The sequence below is a fragment of the Burkholderiales bacterium genome, from assembly GCA_036262035.1.
Taxonomy (GTDB): Bacteria; Pseudomonadota; Gammaproteobacteria; order Burkholderiales; family SG8-41; genus JAQGMV01.
Genome location: DATAJS010000030.1, coordinates 1 through 20,590, shown reverse-complemented (window position 1 = coordinate 20,590; position 20,590 = coordinate 1). Strand labels below are relative to the sequence as shown.

Genomic DNA, 20,590 nt, shown 5'->3' with positions numbered 1-20,590 from the left:
AATTCTATCCCCATTCAACCTGGGGCTGCTCGAATGTCTTTGACCAAAGGTTTTGCCGCCGCGCTGCTGCTCTGCACCGCGGCATTCGCCGCTCACGCACAGTGGGCGCCGACGAAGCCGGTCGAGATGCTGGTCGGCGTCTCGCCCGGCGGCGGCATCGACCGCACCGCGCGGACGATCCAGAAGATCATGCAGGACCGGCGTGTCGTGCCGACGCCGGTCAACGTCGTCAACAAGCCCGGCGGCGGCAGCACGATCGTGCAGGCGTATCTCAATTCACATCCGGGCGACGCGCACTATTACGAGATCACCGCGACTTCGCTCCTCACCAATCACATCACCGGGAAAACTGTGCTTGGCCATCGCGATTTCACGCCGGTGGCGATGCTGTACGACGAATATCTCGGTTTCGCGGTCCCTGCCGATTCGCCGATCCGCGATGGCAAGGCCCTGATCGAGGCGCTGCGCACGCGCGCGGCAGAGCTTCCCATCGGGATCGCGACCAGCGCAGGCAACACCAACCATATCGCGGCCGGCATCGTCGCCAAGGCCGCCGGCGCCGATGTGAAAAAGCTCAAGGTCGTGATCTTCTCCTCCGGCGGCGAATCGATGACCGCGCTGCTCGGCGGGCACGTCGCGCTCGTGGTGACGCCGTCCGCCAACCTCATCCCGCACGTGCAGAGCGGCAAGCTGCGCGCGATCGCCGTTTCCGCACCGCAACGCCTCGGCGGTGCGCTCGCGGTCGTGCCGACGTGGCGCGAACAGGGTGTCGACGCCGTGGTCGCGAACTGGCGGCCGGTGATCGGCGCGCGCGGCTGGACGCCGCAGCAGACGGCTTACTGGGAACGCGTGTTCGAGCAGGTGGTCGCCACCCCGGAATGGCAGCGCGAGATCGAGCGCACCGGCGGCGTCGCGCACTTCATGAAGAGTCGGGAGCTCGCTGCATACTTCGACGCGCAGTACGCCGTGTTCCGCTCGGTGCTGTCGGATCTCGGTCTGGCGAAATAGCACGCGGCGCGGTTATGATGCCGCTCGCAAGGCGCGCCTCACGACGCGCCGATTCGAACCGAGGAGATCTCCCGCATGAAGTGCAAGCTCCACCGCGCAGCGTTTGCGCTGTCCGTTTTCGTCGCCGCATCGGCGTCCGCTCAGCAATATCCGACCAAACCCGTGCGGATGATCGTGCCGTTCGCGCCCGGCGGTAACACCGACATCATCGCCCGCGCGTTCACGCCCAAGTGGGGCGAGGTGCTCGGCCAGCAGGTGATCGTCGACAACCGCGGCGGCGCCGGCGGCAGCATCGGCACCGAAGTCGCTGCGCGCGCCGCGCCGGACGGCTACACGCTGCTGATGGTGTCGGCGGGACACACGATCAACCCGGCGATGATCAAGAAGCTCCCGTACGACTCGGTGAAGGACTTCACGCCGCTCGGGATCATCGCCGACGTGCCGACGGCGCTCGTCATCCATCCGTCGATCCCCGCGAAGAACATGAAGGAGCTCATCGCGGTCGCGAGATCGACGCCCGACGGTCTCAACTACTCCACCGCCGGCCGCGGCACGGTCGGCCATCTCGCGGCGGAGCTGCTGGTGTCGCTCACCAAGATGAAGCTCACGCCGATCCATTACAAGAGCGCCGGCCTCGCGCTGACCGACGTGGTGTCGGGCCAGATCCACTTCCAGTTCTCGAGCATGCCGGCGGCGCTCCAGCACACGCGCAGCGGACGGCTGCGCATGATCGCGCAGACCGGCGAGACGCGCTCGGCCGCGGCCAAGGACGTCCCGACCGCCGTCGAGCAGGGCGTGAAAGGCTTCGTCGTCGCGAGCGGCTTCGCGCTCTTCGGTCCCGCGAACATGCCGCGCCCGCTCGTCGAGCGCGTCAACGGCACGCTGGTGAAAGCGCTGCAGGATCCGGGCGTGAAGAACAACCTCGGCAATCAGGGCGCCGACGTCGTCGCGAGCACGCCCGAAGCGCACGACAAGTTCAACCGCAACGAGATCGCGAAGTGGATCAAGGTGGCGAGGAACGCGCACATCGAAGCTGAGTAACCGCTGTCCGTCATTCCCGAACCCGCGGCAGCGGGGACTGTCGGGTATCCATTTCAGACAAAAACAAAATGGATTCCCGCCTACGCGGGAATGACGTCGCGTCAAACCTTGGAGGAGGAATGATCGTGAAGTCGGCAGTCGCACTTGCAGTCGCAGCATGTTTCGCCGCCGGCGGCGAAGCGCAGGCCCAGACCTTCCCGGTCAAACCGGTCCGCATCGTCAATCCCGCCGCCCCTGGCGGGAACAGCGACATCTTCTTCAGGCTGCTCCAGCCGAAGATGAGCGAAGCGCTGGGACAACCGATCGTGATGGATTATCGACCCGGCGCGGGCGGCACCGTCGGCGGCGAGGCGATCGCGCGCTCGGCCCCCGACGGTTACACCACCGGAATCATGGCTGCGAGCTTCGTCATCAATCCGGCGATGATCAGGAAGATGCCGTACGACACGGCGAAGGACTTCACCGCGCTGGGCCTGATCGTCGACGTGCCGACCGGCCTCGTCATCCACCCTTCGCTGCCGACGCCGAACGTCAAGGCGCTGGTCGCGCTGGCGAAAACGCGGCCGGGTCAGATCTTCTATTCCACCTCCGGCCGCGGCACCGTCGGACACCTGGCGGCCGAGCTGCTCAATTCGAGCGCGGGCATCAAGCTCGTCCACGTGCCTTACAAAGGGGCGGGCCCCGCGGTGATCGATCTCGTCGCGGGCAACGTCCAGCTTCAGTTCGCGAGCATCCCGCTCCTCGTGCCGCACGTGCACAGCGGCAAGCTCAGGATGATCGCGCAGACGGGCGTCAAGCGCGCCGCGATGGCGAAGGACATCCCGACGATGATCGAGTCGGGCATTCCCGGCTTCGTGGTCAGCAGCCCCTTCGGCTTCGCCGGACCCGCCGGCATCCCGAAGCCGATCGCGGACAAGCTCAATCTCGCGCTCCAGGCCGCGATCCGCGATCCGGAGAACAGCAAGGCGCTCATTGCCGCCGGCGCCGAGCCGCTCGGCAGCACCACCGAAGAGCACGCGCAGTCGATCCGCAGCGAGATCGACAAGTGGAAGAAGGTGGCGCGCGACGCCCGCATTGATCCTCAGTAAGCCGCTACGCGGCTTACTGAGGATCGCGCGGTGAACGCCTCGGAGGGAAACCAAGGTTTCCCTCCGAGACCTCCTTTCCTTCCGCTCGCTGCCATCCTCACCGTTTCGCAATAGCGTAGGTCCAGAGCCGCCGCATTACGGCGCGCTTGCGGCATGGGGTATGCAGGAATCCGGGTTGTATAATCGGCGCCTCCCGAGAGATACCCTCCCCTTCCGACCATGAAACCATTCGAGTGGCAGTTCCCTTATACCTCGCAGCGCATGCCCCTGCTCGCGCGCAACGCGGTCTCGACTTCGCAGCCGCTCGCCGCGCAGGCGGGATTGCGCATGATGCTCAAAGGCGGCAACGCGGTCGACGCGGTGCTCGCCACCGCGATCGCGCTCACCGTGCTCGAGCCGGTGAGCAACGGCATCGGCAGCGATGCGTTCTGCATACTGTGGGACGGCAAGAAGCTGCACGGCCTCAACGCATCCGGACGCTCGCCCGCGGGCTGGTCACTCGACCGCTTCCAGGGACAGCCCGCGATGCCGCAGCGCGGATGGGAATCGGTGACGGTGCCCGGCGCGGTAATGGCGTGGCGCGACCTGTCGGAGAAGTTCGGAAAGCTTCCGTTCGCCGATCTCTTCGAGCCCGCGATCAAGTACGCCGCCGACGGCTACATGGTGACGCCGACCATCGCGCGCCAGTGGGCCGCGGGCGCCGCGGAGCTTCACAGCCAGCCCGGTTTCGCCGACGCGTTCATGCCGCGCGGGCGCGCGCCCGGGCCCGGCGAGAAGTTCTCGTTCCCCGCACAGGCGAAGACGCTGCAGCGCATCGCCGAGACCAAAGGCGACGCTTTCTACAAAGGCGAGCTCGCAGAGAAGATCGCGGCATTCGCCAAGCAGCACGGGGCGGTGCTCACGATGGACGATCTCGCCGCGCATCACAACGACTGGGTCGAGCCGATCGGCATCGACTACCGCGGCTACACGCTGCACGAGATCCCGCCCAACGGCCAGGGCATCGCGGCGCTGATCGGCCTGGGCATCATGGAGAACTTCGACGTCGCTTCGCTGCCGGTGGATTCGGCCGACAGCCTGCATCTGGGCATCGAAGCGATGAAGCTCGCGTTCGCCGACATTTACGAGTACGTCTCCGATCCGGCCACGATGCGCGTCAAGCCCTCCGAGATGCTGGACAAGGCGTATCTCAAGGAGCGCGCGAAGCTCATCGACATGCGCACGGCCAAGGACCCGCAGTACGGCAAGCCTTCGAAAGGCGGCACGGTCTATCTGACCGCCGCCGACGAATCGGGCATGATGGTCTCGTTCATCCAGTCGAACTTCTCGGGCTTCGGCTCGGGCGTGGTCGTGCCCGGCACGGGCATCAGCCTGCAGAATCGCGGCTCGGGCTTCAAGACGCGGCCGGATCACGCCAACGTCGTCGCGCCGCGCAAGCGACCCTTCCACACGATCATCCCCGGCTTCGTCACGAAGAACGGGCAGCCCCTGATGAGCTTCGGCGTGATGGGCGGATCGATGCAGGCGCAGGGACACATGCAGATGATGTCGCGGCTGGTCGACTACCACCAGAACCCGCAGGCGTCGTCCGATGCGCCGCGCTGGCGGGTCGATACGGGGCTGAAGGTCGGGATGGAGCACAACATCCCGGCGGACGTCATCGACACGTTGCGCGCGCGCGGCCACGACATGACCGTGGCAGACCGCTGGTCGACCGACTTCGGGCGGGCGCAGCTCATTTACAAGCTGGAAGACGGGTACTGCGCAGCGTCCGAAAAGCGGACCGACGGCCAGGCCGTCGGCTACTGACGGCGCGGTGCGTTACGCGCCGCTCGGCGCTAACGCACCGATCAAGCCGCCACACGATTTATCCGATCATGCCCGCGGCAACGGTCTGGTTGCTCGCTTCGTCGATCAGGATGAACGCGCCGGTCGTTCGGTTCTTCGCATACGCGTCGATCGCGAGAGGCTGCTGCACGTTGAGCGTCGCCTTCACGATGCTGTTGACGCCGATCGTCTCACCCGCTTCCACGTTGTCGAGGGTCTTGATGTCGACGAGGTGGTTGACGCGCGCGATCTTCGCCTTGGTGACGCGGCTGGTGTGCTTGATGAGGTAACGGCCGCCGGGCTTGAGCGCGTCGGTCGACATCCACACCAGGGTCGCGTCGAAGCCGCGCTCGAGCGTCGAAGGACGCTCGGCTTCGGAGATCAGGTCGCCGCGAACGATGTCGCGCTCGTCGTGGAGCGAGATCGCCACCGATTCGCCGGCTTCGGCGAAATCGCGCGATTCCAGGTGCGAGTAGATCGCCTTGACGGTCGTCTCGACCGCGCCGGGCAGGACCTTGATCGCCTGGCCCACTTTCACGCGGCCCGAAGCGACGCGGCCGAGATAGGTGCGGCCGCGCTCGGCGTCGCGCTGCACGAGCTGCACCGGGAAACGGAAAGGCGCTTCGGTGGCGGCGACTTCGGGCTCGAGCGTTTCGAGCAGCTCGAGGAGCGCCGGCCCCTTGTACCAGTCGAGGTTGTCGCCGCGGTCGACGACCATGTCGCCCTTGAACGCGGAGAGCGGGATGAAGCGGAGCGCGGGCTTGCCTTCGAGCTTGTCGGCGAACGCGCAGAAATCGGCGCGGATCCGCTCGAACGTCTTCTGGTCGTAGCCGACGAGATCCATCTTGTTGACCGCGACGATCAGATGGCGGATGCCGAGCAGGTGCGCGATGTAGAGGTGGCGGCGGCTCTGCTCGAGCAGGCCCTTGCTCGCGTCGCACAGCGCGATCGCGGCGTGCGCGGTCGAGGCGCCCGTCGCCATGTTGCGCGTGTACTGCTCGTGCCCCGGCGTGTCGGCGATGATGAACTTGCGCCTGGCCGTCGAGAAATAGCGATACGCGACGTCGATGGTGATGCCCTGCTCGCGCTCGGCTTCGAGGCCGTCGGTCAGCAGCGAAAGATCGACCTCTGCCATGCCGCGCCTGGTCGAGGCTTTCTCGACCGCGGCAAGCTGGTCTTCCAGCACCTGGCGGCTGTCGTGCAGCATGCGGCCGATGAGCGTGCTCTTGCCGTCGTCGACGCTGCCGCAGGTGATGAAGCGCAGCACCGCGCCCTCGACGCCGGCGCGCTCGATCTCTTTGTTAACGTGCATATCCATCAGAAGTACCCTTCCTTCTTGCGACGCTCCATCGAGGCTTCGGAGGTCTGGTCGTCCATGCGGGTGGCGCCGCGCTCGGTGATGCGGGTGACCGCGGTCTCGGCGATGATCGCTTCGGGCGAATCGGCGCTCGACTCGACCGGGCAGGTGCAGGTCACGTCGCCGACGGTGCGGAAGCGCACGGTCGCGACTTCGACCTTCTCGCCGTCGCGCGGCGGGGTGAGGTCGCTCACCGGCACCAGCAGCCCGTTACGGCGCACGATCTCGCGCGGGTGCGCGTAGTAGATCGACGGGAGCTCGAGCCCTTCGCGCGCGATGTACTGCCACACGTCGAGCTCGGTCCAGTTGCTGATCGGGAACACGCGCACGTGCTCGCCGGGATGGACGCGCGTGTTGTACAGCTCCCACAGCTCGGGGCGCTGGTTGCGCGGGTCCCACTGGCCGAACTCGTCGCGGAAGCTGAAGATGCGCTCTTTCGCGCGCGCTTTCTCTTCGTCGCGGCGCGCGCCGCCGATCGCGGCGTCGAAACCGTGCTCTTCGATCGCTTCGAGCAGCGTGACCGATTGCGCGGCGTTGCGGCTGTCGTTGGCGCGGCGCAGCTTCACCGTGCCGCGCCTGATCGACTCTTCCATGTGCGCGACGACGAGACGCTCGCCGAGCTGCACGGCTTTGCGGTCGCGGAAATCGATCACTTCGGGGAAATTGTGGCCGGTGTCGACGTGGAGCAGCGGGAACGGGAACTTGCCCGGACGGAACGCTTTCTCCGCGAGGCGCAGCATCACGATCGAGTCCTTGCCGCCGGAGAAGAGCATGGCCGGGTTCGTGCACTCGGCGGCCACTTCGCGCAGGATGTAGACCGACTCGGCTTCGAGCCAGTCGAGGTGCTCGCGGGCGATCGGGCCTGCGCGCAGCTCTTTTGCTTCAGCGAGGTTCATGTTTGCTTCCTTGTGATTAGGCTGTTTGTTTCGTCCGTACGAGCTTGCCTTCCGCGCTCACGTGCAGGCCGCACTCGCGCACCGCGCCCTGCTCCCACCACCAGCGGCCGGCGCGCACTTCCTCGCCGGGCGTGGTGGGGCGGCTGCACGGCGCGCAGCCGATCGAGCGGTAGCCCTGGTCGTAGAGTCGGTTGCAAGGGACGTCGTTGGCGCGGACGTATTCCCACACGTCCTCCTCGGTCCACGTCGCGAGCGGGTTCACCTTGACCAGGCCGTAGGCGGCGTCGAACTGCCGGACGGAGATGGCTTCGCGCGCGTGCGCGACGCTGCGCAGGCCGGTGACCCACGCGCCCTTGCCGGCGAGCGCGCGCTGGAGCGGCTCGACCTTGCGGATGTGGCAGCACTCGCGGCGCAGCTCGGGCGAATCGTAGAAGCCGTCGCGGCCGTGGCGTGCGATGTAGTGCGCGACGGCGTCGGCCTGCGGCGTGTACACGCGCACGGCGTATCCGTAGCGTTGCTTGATCTTCTGGATCAGCTCGAGCGTGTCGCCGTGCAGTCGGCCGGTGTCGAGGGTGAAGATCTCGATGTCGATGCCGGCCGACAGGATGGCGTCGGTGACGACCATGTCTTCGGCGGAGAGGCTCGACGAGAAAGCGGCGGGCGCATGATCGCGCGCGGCGTCACGCAGCGTGCGCGCGAGAATTTCGGTCCGTGAAGCAAGCGGCGACATGAGGCACCTTTCACACGAAGCGCGAGCAGCGCTTCGTCGTTTCGGCGGCCTCCAGTCGTCTGGTCAGCTGCGGTAGAGACAAAAAGGGCTGCAAGTCCTGCAGCCCTGTCGAATCAATGTTCGGGAAACCCGTCCGCGGGGATGCGCTGCTTTTCGGTGGAATCGATCTGAACCACGCGTCCGTCCTGGATCGCGATCACGACCGAGCCGTAGCGGATGCCCGCCACGGCGTCCAGAATGCGCCGCTCGACGCCAGCGGGTATCCGCCGCGCCAGGGTCTCCTGCGCCGTCTTGCTGGTCGTGTTCTTCATTCCCTCGTCCCGCCGGGTGATTTCCCTACAGCCGTGCTGTTAACGGCAGCGCAATCGGCGAATTTATAGCGACATCAAAAATTCAGGTCTGCCCGCGGTTTTCCTAAAATCGGGGGCAGATCCCGATTTAAATTCCATTGAGAATCAGGGACAGACCCGCCAGAAATGGGCGGAAATTGGGGTCTGTCCCCGATTTGAGGTTTTACAGTTGGGTGATGCCGGCCTTCTTGACGACCGCCGTCCACTGCCCGATCTCGCGCTGGACGAAATGGTCGAAGGAGGCCGCGGTGCCACCGACGATCTCGAAGCCCTGCGCTTCGAGCTTGGCGCCGATCTCTTTCGACTTGATCGCCGCGACCACGTCCTTGTTCAGGCGCTCGACCAGGGCGGGGGAAGCGGAGCCCGGAAGAAGCACGCCGACCCAGTTGGTCACCGAGTAACCGGGGAGACCGCCTTCGGCGACCGTCGGCACGTCGGGCATCGCCGCCGCGCGCTTCGGATCGGTCACCGCGAGCATCTTGAGCTTGCCCGTCTTGACGTAGCTCATGACCGTCGGGAGTCCCACCATGACGACCTGGATCTGGCCGGTCATCGTGTCGATCGCCGCGGGCGCGCCGCCCTTGTACGGCACGTGTGTGATGTCGACCGACGCGCGCTGGCGCAGCACTTCGCCGGCGAGGTGCCCGACGCTGCCGATGCCGCTGCTGCCGAAATTCACCGAGCCCGGCTTCGACTTCGCGTACTTGACGAGCTCCGCCACGTTCCTCACCGGCAGCGACGGATTCACCGCCACCACGGTCGGCTGCGACACGAGCTGAGCGACGCCGCGCAGGCGCCGCGCGACCTGCGCACCCGCCTCGCCCTGCACGCTGGGAATGAGCGTGTAGGCGATGTTCGTGACGAGCGCGGTGTAGCCGTCTCCCGGCGCCCCCGACGCGAGCTGAGTGCCGACGAGTGTCCCGCCGCCGGGCCGGTTGTCGATGATGACCGACTGCTTCCACGCCTGGCCGAGGGGGATGGCGACGGTGCGGGCGAGGATGTCGGTGCTGCCGCCGGGTGCGAACGGCACGATGAGCCGGACGGGCTTGGCGGGATAGTTCTGAGCGTAAGCGCCGGTCGCCGCCAGGGCGAGCGCGGCGACCAGGGGTTTGAACATCGTTTTCAAAGCGTTATTCCTTCGGGCAGCGAGCCGCTGGTTACGGCGCGCCGGTGACGGTCTTGAGTTCGGATTTTTCAGGCGGCGACGCGCTCGGCGTCGGGACGACAGGCGTGCGGATGCCCCGCCGGCTCGTAAGGGTCGATGTGCTCGGCCGCCGCGAACGCCCGCAGCTCGTCGTCGCTCCACCCGGCGAGCGGGTTGAACCTGAGCATGCCGTGGTCGGCGTCGTACTCGTACGGCGGGACGCCGGCCCCGCGGCCCGAGGTGAGGCGGGCGTGCTTGCCGAACAGCGCGTCGGCCAGCGTGTCCGCGGTGCGAACGCGCTCGACGCCGAGGTCGTACACGCGAATGAGGCAGGTCCGGACCGCGTCGGCTTCCGCGCCGACGGCCACCAGATCGACCGGGATGCGGCGACGCACGATGACGTCCGCGAGCACCCTGTCTGCGAGCGACGTCCCGAGCACGAAAACCGCGGGACCATGATCGCGCGCCGCTGCGGCGATCAAACGCACCGTGAGGTCGGTGCGGCTGGCTTCCTGTATCTGCACCACTGGGCTGACTCCGTAAGGTCTTGCCGCGTTGCGGCATTGCGATAAGACGTTTACGGCAATGTATCAGCGAAGTTTATGCACCTATAAGGAATATAAATTCAGAAAGTAAGAACTGCTTGGCCTATAGAAACACCCTCAGCAGGAGCCGGCTTGGCGGCCGCCCCCCCTCGCCGATCAGCTGGGGTCGCGGCCTCACACCAACAGATTGCCGTTCGCCACCATATCGGCGGCGTTCTGATCGAAGACGTTTTGAAGTGTGAGCGCCCAGTGGAAGTCGCCCCCCACGCCGTCGGGGTCGACGAATACCGCGGTACCGCCGCCGGTGTTGGTGACGGAGACGTAATCACCCAGCGATCCGGCCGGCGGGGTCGCCGCCAGCACCTGCCGCAGGTCGATCGCGTCGCCGCCTGCGCCGGTCGTGAAGTCGGTGACCGTCGCGAGGTGATCCTGCGTGGAGAAGAGGACGATCGAGTCGGTCCCCGTACCGGTGGCGACCGCATGGTCTGCCGCAGAGGCGACCAGCGCGATCACGTCGTCGCCCTGGCCCATGTCGACCGTGACGCTGCCGCCGCCAAGCTGCACGGTGTCGTTGCCGGCGCCGGCGGTCACCGTGACATCGACGCTGTTCACGAACGCGAAATCGTCGCCGTCCCCGAGGTCGAGCGTCGAGCCGGCCGCGACGCCCTGCATGGTCACGTTGTCGTTGTCGGCGCCGGCGTGGACCTGCGCCTGCCCGGCCGTCTGCACCGAGATCATGTCGTCGCCGGTACCGCCGTCGACGAACGCGCTCAGGCCGAACGCGTTGATCGCGTCGCCGTCATCGCCGCCGTAGAGCTCGTTGTTGCCTTCGAAATCGGTGAGGGTGTCGCGGCCCGCGCCGCCCGTCAGCACGTCGTCGCCGGATTCGCCGTTGAGGAAGTCGTTGCCGTTGCCGCCGTCGAGGACGTCGTTGTCGACGCCGCCGAGGAGCGTGTCGCGATCGTCACCGCCTTCCAGCGTGTCGTTGCCCGCAAACCCGAGAAGGATGTCGTCGCCGGCGAGTCCGAAGATGTGGTCCGCGGACGCGTTGCCGGCGAGCGTCTCGGCATCGTCGGTGCCGACGAGCGTGAGCTCCTGCGAGCCCCCCAGGTCCCACGTCGGCGCGAAGTTGCCCGGCATGAGCGCCGTCGCGTCGACGCCTTGCAGCAGCGCATAGGTGACGAAGCCTTCGGGATTGAGCGCACCGTCCCGATCGATCTCGAACAGCGTGTCGGCGCCGGCTTGCGTGAGGCGCACATGCCCGGTTGCGAACGGGTTGGTGACGCCGTCCCAGCCTGCAAACGAGGTGGCCACTACGGTGTATTCGATGCGGTCGCCGCCGGGACCGGCCGTGAAATCGGTGACGACCACCGGCGAGCTCACCGGGTTCCAGAACTCGATGGTGTCAGTGCCCGCACCGGTCGTCACGGTGTGCGCGGTTCCGCCCTGCACGACGAAGCGATCGCTCCCCTCGCCGAGATCCACGATCGTCGAGCCGGTCTGCGCGACGATGTAGTCGTTGCCGCTGCCGCCGTACGCCACGCCGACGCCAAAGTCCGAGCCGATGACGAGCTGGTCGTCGTCCTCGCCCATGTTCACGGTCGCGCCGGAGTAGCCGACGATCGTCGCCTGGTCGACGCCCGCACCGGCCTGCACATCCACCGAAGCGACGAGCGACAGCGAGATCGTGTCGCTGCCCGTGCCCGCATCGACGGTCGCTGCGAGCGCGCCCGAGCTGTTGATGAAATCGTTACCGTCGCCGCCGATGAAGGTGTTGCTGCCGACGTCGTCGACGAGCGCATCGTCGTTGTCCCCGCCGTCGAGCAGATCATTGCCCTGGTTTGCGAAGAGGAAGTCGTTGCCGCCGAATCCCAGCAGCGTGTCGTTGCCCAGGCCGTCGGTGATGAAGTCGTCGAACGGCGTTCCCGGGAACGTCTGGTCCGCGATCACCGGCGCCTGCTGCGGATCGTACCCCTGCGCGAAGTTGGCGGCGGTCAACGTGCTCGCGGTCACGCCCTGGAGCGCCAGGAGCACGTTGGAGCCGCCGCTGCCCACGACACCGTCGATATCGAGCTCGAGCAGCGTATCCGCGCCGCTCTGCGTGACGCGGAGGAAACCGCTCGCGAAGGGATTGGAGGTGCCGTCCCATCCGTTGAGGAAAGGCGTGACGAGCGCGAGATCGACCACGTCGCCGCCGGCGCCGCTCGTGAAGTCGGAGACGGAGGCCGAGCTCCCGGAGAACGCAGTCACCGCGAGCGTATCGCTGCCGTCGCCGGTCGCGATCGTGCTGTTGAACCCGCCGGACGTAAGCTGTATGAAGTCGTTCCCTGCACCCGCATCGATCTCGGCAGTAGCGACGAGCACCACGTTGTCGTCGCCGGCGCCGCCGAACACCCGATAGGGTCCGCTGAACGGCTGGCCGGTCACCGTGAAGCCGTCGTTGCCGTCGCCGCCGTCGAGCGTTGCGGACTGCGCGCCGAAGGCATTCAGCGTGTCGTTGCCCGCGCCGCCGTGCGCTTCGACGTTGCCCGCGAAGAAGTCGAAACGATCGTCGCCTTCGCCGCCTTCGGCATACGCGGATTCGCCGAGGCTCGTGATCTGATCGTTGCCTGCGTCGCCGAAGAAGCGGTTCGCGCCCAGCGAGTCGACGAGATTGTCGTTCCCGCCGCCGCCGTGGAGCTCGTCGTTGCCTGGGCCGCCGTCGAGATGGTCGTCGCCTTCGCCGCCGAAGAGCGTGTCGGCGCCGCGGCCGCCGTTGACCGTATCGTCGCCGCCGAGCGCGAAGAGGGTGTCGTCGGTGATGTCGCCGACGAGATTGTCGCCGGCCTCGGTGCCGGTGAGTGTGCGCGCCCCGGGCGGCGAGCCGTCGGGACTCCAGCCCGGCGCGAAGTTGGCGCTCGTCAGCGTCGCCGCGTTGACGTTGCGCAGGATCGTCAGCGTCGCGTAGTCGTAGAACCCGCCGGCGCCGTCGAAGTCGACCTGAAGCAGCGCGTCGGCGCCCTGCTGCACGACGCGCATGTGGCCGGTCGCGAACGGATTGGTCGCACCGTCCCAGTTCTGGAGCTGGATCTCGATGTTCGAGAAGTCGACGACGTCGCCGCCCGCGCCCGCGGCGAAATCGGTGACGGTCACGGCGTGAACGACGTCGGGCAGAGCGGCCGCGACGATACGGTCCGAGCCCGCGCCCGTCGTGATCGTGACCGGTTGGCCGGGCGTTGCGGCCGCCGCGATGACGTCGTTGCCCGCGCCCGCGTTCACCACCGCTGCGCCATGGATCGACAGCGTGTCGTTGCCGTCGCCGGCGTTCACCGACGTGACGATGCCCGCTTCGCCGAAAGCGAGCGTATAGGTGTCGTCGCCCGTGCCGAGGTCGACGCTCGTCAGCGCGCCGCTGATCACCGTGTCGTTGCCCGCGCCCGCCTTCAGCGTGCCGTGTCCGAACGCGACGATGCCGTCGTTGCCGTCGCCGCCGTCGATGGCGGACGTGCCGGCGCCGGTGCTGTTGATGTTGTCGTTGCCGGCGCCGCCGATGAAGGTGTTGTTGCCGAGCGCATCGTCGAGGAAGTCGTCGCCCGCGCCGCCGTCGAGCAGGTCGTCGCCGCCGTCGCCGCGCAGCGAGTCGTTGCCGTCCTCGCCGAAGATGCGGTCGTTACCGCCGCCGCCGTTGACGAAGTCGTCGCCGCCGCGCGCGCGGATCGTGTCCGCGCCGATGGTGCCCGTGATGGTATCGGTGCCGACCGTGCCGTTGATCGTCGTCGCCGGCGGCGCCGCGCCGTCGGGCGAATATCCCGGCTCGAAATTGGCGGAGATGAGCTTGCCCGCCTTCACGCCCTGGAGGACGGCGAGCGTCTCGAACTGCGCGCCGTCGGCGCCGCCGCCGGTATCGACCTGAAAGAGCGTGTCCTTGCCCGATTGCGTCACGCGCAGGTAACCGAGCGCGAACGGATTCGTCGACCGATCCCAGCCGTTGAGCTGGCCGAGCAGCGTCGAGAGGTCGAGCTTGTCGCCGTTCTTGCCGGCGCTGAAGTCGGTGACGGTGACCGCGGCCGGGCTGAACGCGCGCTCGATCACGATCGTATCGGCGCCGCTGCCGGTCGAGATCTTCGCCTGCGTGGCGCCGAAGCCGATGCGGATGACGTCGTTGCCGCTGCCGCCCGCGAGCGTCGCCGCGCCGGTGAACAGATCGATGTCGTCGTTGCCGGCGCCGCCGTCCACGCTCGCCGTGCCCGCCTCGATCAGGCGGATGCGGTCGTTGCCCGCGCCGCCGTCGACGCGCGCGGACTGCGCCTGCGTGACATCGACGACGTCGGCGCCGTCGCCCGCCGAGACCTCGACTGTCGAGACGAGCGTGGTCGAGATGCTGTCGTCGCCCGTGCCGGCGTCGACGACCGCGGACTGCGCGCCGAAGCTGAAGATGACATCGTGGCCGGCGCCGCCGACGAAGACGTTCGAGCCTTCGTGATCGGTCAGCGTGTCGTTGCCGTCGCCGCCGACGAGGAGGTCGTTGCCGGCGCCGCCGTCGATCGCGTCGTTGCCGGCACCGCCGTCGACGACGTCGTTGCCGCCGCCGGCGGTGATCACGTCCACGCCGCCGCGCGCGGTGATGATCTCGCCCTTATCCGTGCCGAGGAGCACGTCGTCCCCCTCGGTCCCGCGGATGATCGGAACCGCCTTGACCTTCGATGCCATGAAGCCCCCTTTTGAGCTTGTATATGCGCGAGCGAGCGCGCGGTTATCCGCGGCGGGTCAGCGAACGGAAATCGAGACGACGAGCGTTCGAGCCCTGCACGGGTTCTTGTAGTTGCTCACGCGACTGTATAGACACGGCTACGGCGGGGCAAACCTCCCGGAACGCGAGATTTGACCGATTGACAAAAGAAAGGCCGGCAGGCCGCATGACGCGGCGTGCCGGCCGAAGTCCCTGTTTCCCCCGCCTTATGAGTCGAGCCGCACAGGGGCGCGACTTTACCGGCGCGGGAGATGCCCGGGCAAATCTGACAAAACGTTAGATTTCGATCGGAAATGATATAGTTCCGCCCCCGCGGCAACCCCCCACCCACGGGGTCCGACCCAGACTGTTAGGGAGTCGAGCCCCAAGCACCTCTCTTACAGGAGACCCCCATGCTCGCAGCAACCAAGGCAACGCTCCGCTTCACGCTCGTCGCCGCCGCCGTCGTCGGCACGATCGGCACCGCGTCGGCCCAGCAATGGCCCACCAAGCCCGTGCGCATCATCGCGCCCTTCGCGCCCGGCGGCGGCACCGATTTCATCGCGCGCCTCATCGCGACCAAGCTGACCGAGGCGATCAAGGGCCCGCAATTCATCGTCGAGAACCGTCCCGGCGCCGGCGCCACGATCGGCACCGAGCTCGGCGTGAAATCGCCGCCCGACGGCTACACGCTGACGATGGTCGCCGCGAGCTACACCGTGAACCCGAGCCTCTACAAGCTCAACTTCGATCCCGTCACCGACATCCAGCCGATCATCCAGATCGCCAAGGGCCCGTTCCTCGTGTCGGTGCATCCGTCGCTGCCCGTCAAGAACATCAAGGAGCTGATCGCCGCGGCGAAGGCCAAGCCGGGCGACATCAACTACGCGACCAGCGGCCAGGGCAGCATCGTGCACATGGCGACCGAGCTCTTCGCGATGCAGGCCGGCATCAAGATGAACCACATCCCGTACAAAGGCACCGGTCCGGCGCTCACCGACACCATGGGCGGCCAGACGACGCTCATCTTCGGCTCGATCGCGGCGACGATGCCGATCGTGAAGCAGGGGCGGCTCCGCGCGATCGCGGTGACCACCGCGAAGCGCATCCCGGCGCTGCCGAACGTACCCGCGGTCGACGAGACGGTGAAAGGCTACGACGTCTCCAACTGGCACGGCTTCATCGCGCCCAAAGGCACACCGCGCGCGATCGTGGACCGCATCAACTCGGAAGTGACCAAGATCATCAGCCAGAAGGACATGATCGAGAAGCTCGAAGCCGACGGCGTCGCGCCGGCCGGCGGCTCGCCCGAGACGTTCGGGGCGATCATCGCGAAAGAGATTCCGCAGTGGAAGAAGGTCGCTGCGGCGGCGAAGGTGAAGGTCGAGTAAGCGGTTTCACTGCCCCAACAAAAAGCCCGCGAACAGCGGGCTTTTTCGTTCACGCGGGTGTCACGCGAGCTCGAATTTTTTTCAGCCGGATTTGAACGAAACGCCAGGCGTGCGCGCGAGGGAACTGTCGGCGTGCTTTACAGATGCGCGCGCGGCTCGAGGACAAGTGCCGCTAAGTGGTTGTGCCGGCTCGCACTCTCGAATTCTGGTACTGCATGTGCTTTAACGGCGGGTCCTCGACATCACACTTCGCGGCGGCTTCGGCCGCCGCTTGCTTTTACCGCGAATCACGACACGCATGCTCACCGATCGGGAAGCAACCGCCTTGCGGCAGGTCATGGAACAGGCCGAGGGTGAAGAATTCGACCGGCATATCCGCGCCCGTGCGCCGGGCGAGCCGGCGGACCGGCAAGGAACGAAGCGCGGGCGAGGAGAAGCCCTGCTGATCGGGGTGCTGGTCCTCGTCGCCGTCATCGGCGTGCTGGTGCTGATCATCGCGGCGCTGCTGTGAGGAAAAGAGGGATTTTTACCCGCGCACCCGGCGCGCGGCGCGTTCGCGGCCGCGTTTCTCGGCTATCCTTGCGCGCTTTCGCCCACGGCACGCGTCGGTCGTGCCGCTCTCCCGATGCTTTCACAAGAAGCCCACGACCTGGCCACGCTCATCGCAACCCGCCATTCGCTGATCTGCCGCGCGGCGGAGCTCGATGCGCAGATCGAGCTCGCCACCACGCTGTATGACGCCCCCTCGATGCACGGCGGCGAAGACGGCCTCGACGACGAGCTCGAGACGATGATCAGCGAGCTGCTCCTGCTGCCGTCCCTGGTCGACGATCTCGACACCCGCATCGAAGCCGCGTGGGACCGCGTGCGGGCGAGCGATCCGGAGGAGCTCGAGTAGCTTTATTCGCGAACCTCCCGCTTCAAAGAAAAAGCCGGCGATGAGCCGGCTTTTTCTTTGCGCGTCGCGCACATTCACATCAGGCGCTTCGCGCCCACGTCGGTCGCGGCGGCGCCCTGCAGCGCCTGCGCCGACGCGCCGAACGCGCCGTTCGAGAGCATGCCGACGACCGGATCGAACCCCATGCCTGCGAGCGAACCGCTCCTGCCGTAGCGATAGGCGACATCCGCACCGATCGCGGCGGTGTCGCTCGAGCTCGCGAGATGCTGCCGAAGCAGCGTATCGGTCAGCGCCCATGCGGTCGCAACGCCGGATGCATCGAACGCGTTCGCGATGTTGGCGAAGTTGAACGTCTCGACCTTGCGGTTGCGCAGCGGATCGGCCGAGGCGGCGTTGAAATCCGCCATCGCCTCCGCGATCAACTGCATGTTGAGCACGCTGCGATTCGCCGGTGCGGCATACCAGTCCTTGAAGGTGATGCTGTCGCCCGCGCCGAGACCGAGCACGAGATCGTTCACGACCTTGTTCAGCGTCATGTCGGCGTAACGAATCCCGCCGCCGAGGCTGACCGTATTATCGGCGCCCGCGCTCGCGTTCACGACGTCGGCACCGTCGCCGCGGTTGTACCCGATGACGTCGCGGCCGGCTCCGGTGGTGATCGTATCGTCGCCGCGGCCGGCGATGAGCAGATCATTGCCGTCACCCACGGTGAGGCTGTTCCACCCCGCGCCGTCGTGCAGAAGGTTGTTGCCGGACACGTCGGTGAGCGTGCTGCCGCTGACGGCAGCTTGCATGACATCGTTGCCGATCCCGCCGTCCAGCCTCGCACCTGAAACGGCTTTCAGAAGGTCGTTCCCGCCTTCGCCGAGCAGCGTGTCGCCGGCGCTTTGGGTCCCCACGATCTCGTTGTCCAGTGCGTTGCCGCGCCCGATCCAGCCGCGGCTGCCGGCCATGCCGTATTTCGAGTTATCCCACGCCAGGACGAGCTTTTCCAGGTTTGCACCCAGGGTGTAATCGCCTTCGGAGACGACGGTGTCGATGCCTTGATTCGAGTTCTCGACAACGCCGTCGAAGAACCCCGTATAGACGTAATACGTGTCGTCGCCCGCACCGCCGCGCAGCGTGTCCACGCCGCCCGTTCCGCCGAACAGGGTATTCGCTGCGTCGTTGCCGGTGAGGAGGTTGCTCTCCGCGTTGCCTTTGCCGGACGAAGTCGCATTCCCGGTCAGCGTCAGGTTCTCGATGCCGGAGCCGAGCTTGTAGCTGGTCGAGCTCAGTACCACGTCGAAGCCGCCGCTATCCGAGGTCGCGTCGGACTCACGGTCGACGATGAAGGTATCGTCGCCCGCACCGCCGTCCATGGAGTCGGAGCCTGGTCCGCCGTCGATGAAGTCGTTGCCGTCGCCACCGTCGATGATGTCGTCTCCCGCGCCGCCGAAGAGGGTATCCGCGCCGCCGAGCCCGTTCAGCCTGTTGTTCTTCGCGCCGCCGTTCAGCGTGTTCGCGAGGTCGTTGCCGACGCCCTCGACCAGCGATTCCAGCGCCGAATTCCGTCCGAGCAGCTCCTCCGCCGTGCCGGCCCATACCGGCAGCGCGTCGTCCGTCAGGACGAGAGCCTCGATGTTCGCGCGCAACGTGTGACTGGTCCGGCTCACGACCGTGTCCCGTCCCTCGTTCGTTTGTTCGACGAGGATCTCCTCGCCGGGACGCGCGAACGTAAAGAATTGCCCTCCGAAAGTCTGCGCGGTCAGTGTGTCCCGAATCCTCAGCAGCTCGTACGTGTCGTTGCCCGGGCCGCCGATCAGAGTGTCGGCGCCGCCGCCGCCGTCGAGCCGGTCGTTGCCGCCGGCACCCCTCAGCACGTTCGCGAGCGAATTACCGGCGACGACGTTGTCGAGCGCGTTGCCGGTGCCATCGATGGCAGTAAAGCTGACAAGCACCAGGTTTTCGACGTTCTCAGGCAAGGTATAGGTCACGACAGTGCGTACGACGTCGAGCCCCGCGTTCGCATTTTCGAGGACGACATCCGCTGAGTTGTCGACCTCGTACGCATCGTCACCGCGCCCGCCGCGCAATGTATCCGTGCCCCGGCCGCCGTCGAGCGTGTTGTTCGCGTCGTTACCGCCGATGTCGTTGTTAAGGTCGTTGCCCTTGCCGTCGATCGCCGCCGTTCCGGTCAATGCGAGGTTCTCGACGTTGGCGGCGAGTGTGAGCGTGATCGAGGCGCGCACGGTGTCGACGCCGTCGTTCGGGTTCTCGACGACCGTATCGCCGGCATTGTCGACGACATAGAGATCGTTGCCGGCAGCACCGGTCAGCGTGTCGGCGCCCGCGCCGCCGTCGAGCGTATCGTCGCCCGCCGCCCCGTTGAGAACGTTCGCCGCTGCGTTTCCGGTGATCGCGTTAGCGAGCCCGTTTCCGAGGCCGTTGATCGCGGCGGCGCCCGTCAGCACCAGGTTCTCGACGTCGGCGCCGAGCGTATAACCGATCGAGCTGCGCACCGTATCGGTTCCTTCGCCGGGTTTTTCGACGACGGAGTCCGCTGCATTGTCGACGACGTAGATATCGTTGCCGGTTCCGCCGAGCATCGAATCCGCACCCGCCGCGCCGTCGAGCATATCGTTGCCCGCGCTGCCGGTGAGACGGTTGACCGCTGCGTTTCCCGCAATCACGTTGTCGAGCTCGTTGCCGGTTCCGTCGATCGCGCCGGCGCCGGCGAGAGTGAGATTCTCGACGTTCGCGCCGAGCGTGTAGGTCACTGTGCTCTCGACCGTGTCGACGCCCTCGCCGGCGCGCTCGACGAGCGTATCCGCCGTGTCGTAGACGAGGTACGTATCGTCGCCCCTGTCGCCGGCGAGCCTGTTCGCCGCCGCGTTGCCGGCAAGCACGTTGTTCAGCGCGTTACCCGTGCCGTCGGCAGCCATCGAACCGGTGAGCACCAGCTTCTCCACGTTCGGTGCCAGCGTGTAGGTCACGCCCGTGCGCACCGTGTCCACGCCTTCGTTCGGATTCTCGACGACGAGATCGGCAGCGCTGTCGATGACGTACGTATCGTCGCCCGCCCGCCCCTCGAGGGTGTTGGCGGCGCTGTTGCCGACGATCGTATTGTTCAGGCCGTTCCCCGCTCCGGTGACGGCGCCATCGAGCAGCGTCAGGTTCTCGACATTGGCCGCGAGCGCGTAAGACACGCTCGTGCGCACCGTGTCCGCGCCCGCGTCGGGATTTTCAGTGACGACGTCGGCCACGTTGTCGACGACGTAGAGATCGTCGCCCCCGGCGCCGAGCATCGCGTCCGCACCGGCGCCGCCGTCGAGCGTGTTCGCCGCGGCGTTACCGCGCAACATGTTCGCGAGCCCATTGCCGCGGACATTGACGGCGCCGGTTCCGGCGATCGTCACATTCTCGAGGTTCGCGCCGAGGGTGTAGTCGATCGAAGTCTGCACCAGATCGACGCCTGCACCGGCGCTCTCGACGACGGTATCCGCCGCGCTGTCGACGACGTAGGTGTCGTCTCCGGCGCCTCCCGCCAGCACGTTGGCGGCGGCATTTCCCGTGAGCACGTTGGCCAGCGCGTTGCCCGTGCCGTTGATCGCTGCCGCGCCGATCA

Annotated in this window: 15 protein-coding genes; 7 read left to right on the top strand and 8 right to left on the bottom strand. The window is 66.8% G+C overall.

What is annotated here, in order from left to right:
* The first annotated feature begins 33 nt into the window (after window positions 1-33).
* The 4 genes from VHP37_29190 (at window position 34) to VHP37_29175 (ending at window position 4,946) form a co-directional block, all read left to right on the top strand.
* The gene (locus VHP37_29190) at window positions 34-1,008 is read left to right on the top strand and encodes a tripartite tricarboxylate transporter substrate binding protein (GenBank protein HEX2830448.1); all 975 of its coding nucleotides are present in this window, start codon (window positions 34-36) and stop codon (window positions 1,006-1,008) included.
* A 75-nt stretch (window positions 1,009-1,083) separates the two neighbouring features.
* On the top strand, window positions 1,084-2,049 hold the full coding sequence (locus tag VHP37_29185; protein HEX2830447.1) for a tripartite tricarboxylate transporter substrate binding protein: 966 nt from the start codon (window positions 1,084-1,086) through the stop codon (window positions 2,047-2,049).
* Between the two features lie 125 nt (window positions 2,050-2,174).
* Window positions 2,175-3,137, top strand: a complete 963-nt coding sequence (locus VHP37_29180) for a tripartite tricarboxylate transporter substrate binding protein (protein HEX2830446.1) — start codon at window positions 2,175-2,177, stop codon at window positions 3,135-3,137.
* Between the two features lie 219 nt (window positions 3,138-3,356).
* Window positions 3,357-4,946: a gamma-glutamyltransferase family protein gene (locus VHP37_29175; GenBank protein ID HEX2830445.1), complete on the top strand. Its 1,590-nt coding sequence runs from the start codon at window positions 3,357-3,359 to the stop codon at window positions 4,944-4,946.
* Window positions 4,947-5,004: 58 nt separating this feature from the next.
* Here the strand turns inward: VHP37_29175 and VHP37_29170 are convergent, their stop codons facing one another.
* The 7 genes from VHP37_29170 to VHP37_29140 all read right to left on the bottom strand — a co-directional run bounded on the left by VHP37_29170 (window position 5,005) and on the right by VHP37_29140 (window position 14,675).
* On the bottom strand, window positions 5,005-6,282 hold the full coding sequence (locus VHP37_29170) for a GTP-binding protein (protein ID HEX2830444.1): 1,278 nt from the start codon (window positions 6,280-6,282) through the stop codon (window positions 5,005-5,007).
* Window positions 6,282-7,217 (bottom strand): sulfate adenylyltransferase subunit CysD, encoded by a 936-nt coding sequence (gene cysD / locus VHP37_29165; protein ID HEX2830443.1) that lies wholly within the window; start codon window positions 7,215-7,217, stop codon window positions 6,282-6,284. The genes VHP37_29170 and cysD overlap by 1 nt, the downstream gene beginning before the upstream one ends.
* Window positions 7,218-7,233: 16 nt before the next feature.
* The gene (locus tag VHP37_29160; protein ID HEX2830442.1) at window positions 7,234-7,947 is read right to left on the bottom strand and encodes a phosphoadenylyl-sulfate reductase; all 714 of its coding nucleotides are present in this window, start codon (window positions 7,945-7,947) and stop codon (window positions 7,234-7,236) included.
* A gap of 113 nt (window positions 7,948-8,060) precedes the next feature.
* Window positions 8,061-8,258, bottom strand: coding sequence for a YezD family protein (locus VHP37_29155; protein HEX2830441.1), 198 nt, complete (start codon window positions 8,256-8,258; stop codon window positions 8,061-8,063).
* A 202-nt stretch (window positions 8,259-8,460) separates the two neighbouring features.
* Window positions 8,461-9,414, bottom strand: coding sequence for a tripartite tricarboxylate transporter substrate binding protein (locus VHP37_29150; protein ID HEX2830440.1), 954 nt, complete (start codon window positions 9,412-9,414; stop codon window positions 8,461-8,463).
* 77 nt (window positions 9,415-9,491) lie between these two features.
* A complete protein-coding gene (locus VHP37_29145) occupies window positions 9,492-9,968 on the bottom strand; it encodes a hypothetical protein (GenBank protein ID HEX2830439.1) in 477 nt (158 codons plus the stop codon).
* Between the two features lie 192 nt (window positions 9,969-10,160).
* Window positions 10,161-14,675, bottom strand: coding sequence for a calcium-binding protein (locus tag VHP37_29140; GenBank protein HEX2830438.1), 4,515 nt, complete (start codon window positions 14,673-14,675; stop codon window positions 10,161-10,163).
* Between the two features lie 432 nt (window positions 14,676-15,107).
* On the opposite strand from VHP37_29140, the gene VHP37_29135 reads away from it, so the two are divergent.
* From VHP37_29135 to VHP37_29125, 3 genes are all read left to right on the top strand, one after another.
* Window positions 15,108-16,085: a tripartite tricarboxylate transporter substrate binding protein gene (locus tag VHP37_29135; protein HEX2830437.1), complete on the top strand. Its 978-nt coding sequence runs from the start codon at window positions 15,108-15,110 to the stop codon at window positions 16,083-16,085.
* Window positions 16,086-16,383: 298 nt separating this feature from the next.
* Window positions 16,384-16,596 (top strand): hypothetical protein, encoded by a 213-nt coding sequence (locus tag VHP37_29130; protein ID HEX2830436.1) that lies wholly within the window; start codon window positions 16,384-16,386, stop codon window positions 16,594-16,596.
* Window positions 16,597-16,710: 114 nt separating this feature from the next.
* Window positions 16,711-16,983 (top strand): hypothetical protein, encoded by a 273-nt coding sequence (locus tag VHP37_29125; protein ID HEX2830435.1) that lies wholly within the window; start codon window positions 16,711-16,713, stop codon window positions 16,981-16,983.
* Window positions 16,984-17,057: 74 nt separating this feature from the next.
* Here VHP37_29125 and VHP37_29120 read toward each other — a convergent pair.
* On the bottom strand, window positions 17,058-20,590 hold a 3,533-nt coding region (locus tag VHP37_29120; GenBank protein HEX2830434.1), incomplete at its 5' end, for a calcium-binding protein.

Coding starts and splice junctions, on each gene's coding strand:
- VHP37_29190 (HEX2830448.1), top strand. CDS start 34: ATGTCTTTGACCAAAGGTTTTGCCGCCGCGCTGCTGCTCTGCACCGCG.
- VHP37_29185 (HEX2830447.1), top strand. CDS start 1,084: ATGAAGTGCAAGCTCCACCGCGCAGCGTTTGCGCTGTCCGTTTTCGTC.
- VHP37_29175 (HEX2830445.1), top strand. CDS start 3,357: ATGAAACCATTCGAGTGGCAGTTCCCTTATACCTCGCAGCGCATGCCC.
- VHP37_29170 (HEX2830444.1), bottom strand. CDS start 6,282: ATGGATATGCACGTTAACAAAGAGATCGAGCGCGCCGGCGTCGAGGGC.
- cysD (HEX2830443.1), bottom strand. CDS start 7,217: ATGAACCTCGCTGAAGCAAAAGAGCTGCGCGCAGGCCCGATCGCCCGC.
- VHP37_29160 (HEX2830442.1), bottom strand. CDS start 7,947: ATGTCGCCGCTTGCTTCACGGACCGAAATTCTCGCGCGCACGCTGCGT.
- VHP37_29155 (HEX2830441.1), bottom strand. CDS start 8,258: ATGAAGAACACGACCAGCAAGACGGCGCAGGAGACCCTGGCGCGGCGG.
- VHP37_29150 (HEX2830440.1), bottom strand. CDS start 9,414: ATGTTCAAACCCCTGGTCGCCGCGCTCGCCCTGGCGGCGACCGGCGCT.
- VHP37_29140 (HEX2830438.1), bottom strand. CDS start 14,675: ATGGCATCGAAGGTCAAGGCGGTTCCGATCATCCGCGGGACCGAGGGG.
- VHP37_29135 (HEX2830437.1), top strand. CDS start 15,108: ATGCTCGCAGCAACCAAGGCAACGCTCCGCTTCACGCTCGTCGCCGCC.
- VHP37_29130 (HEX2830436.1), top strand. CDS start 16,384: ATGCTCACCGATCGGGAAGCAACCGCCTTGCGGCAGGTCATGGAACAG.
- VHP37_29125 (HEX2830435.1), top strand. CDS start 16,711: ATGCTTTCACAAGAAGCCCACGACCTGGCCACGCTCATCGCAACCCGC.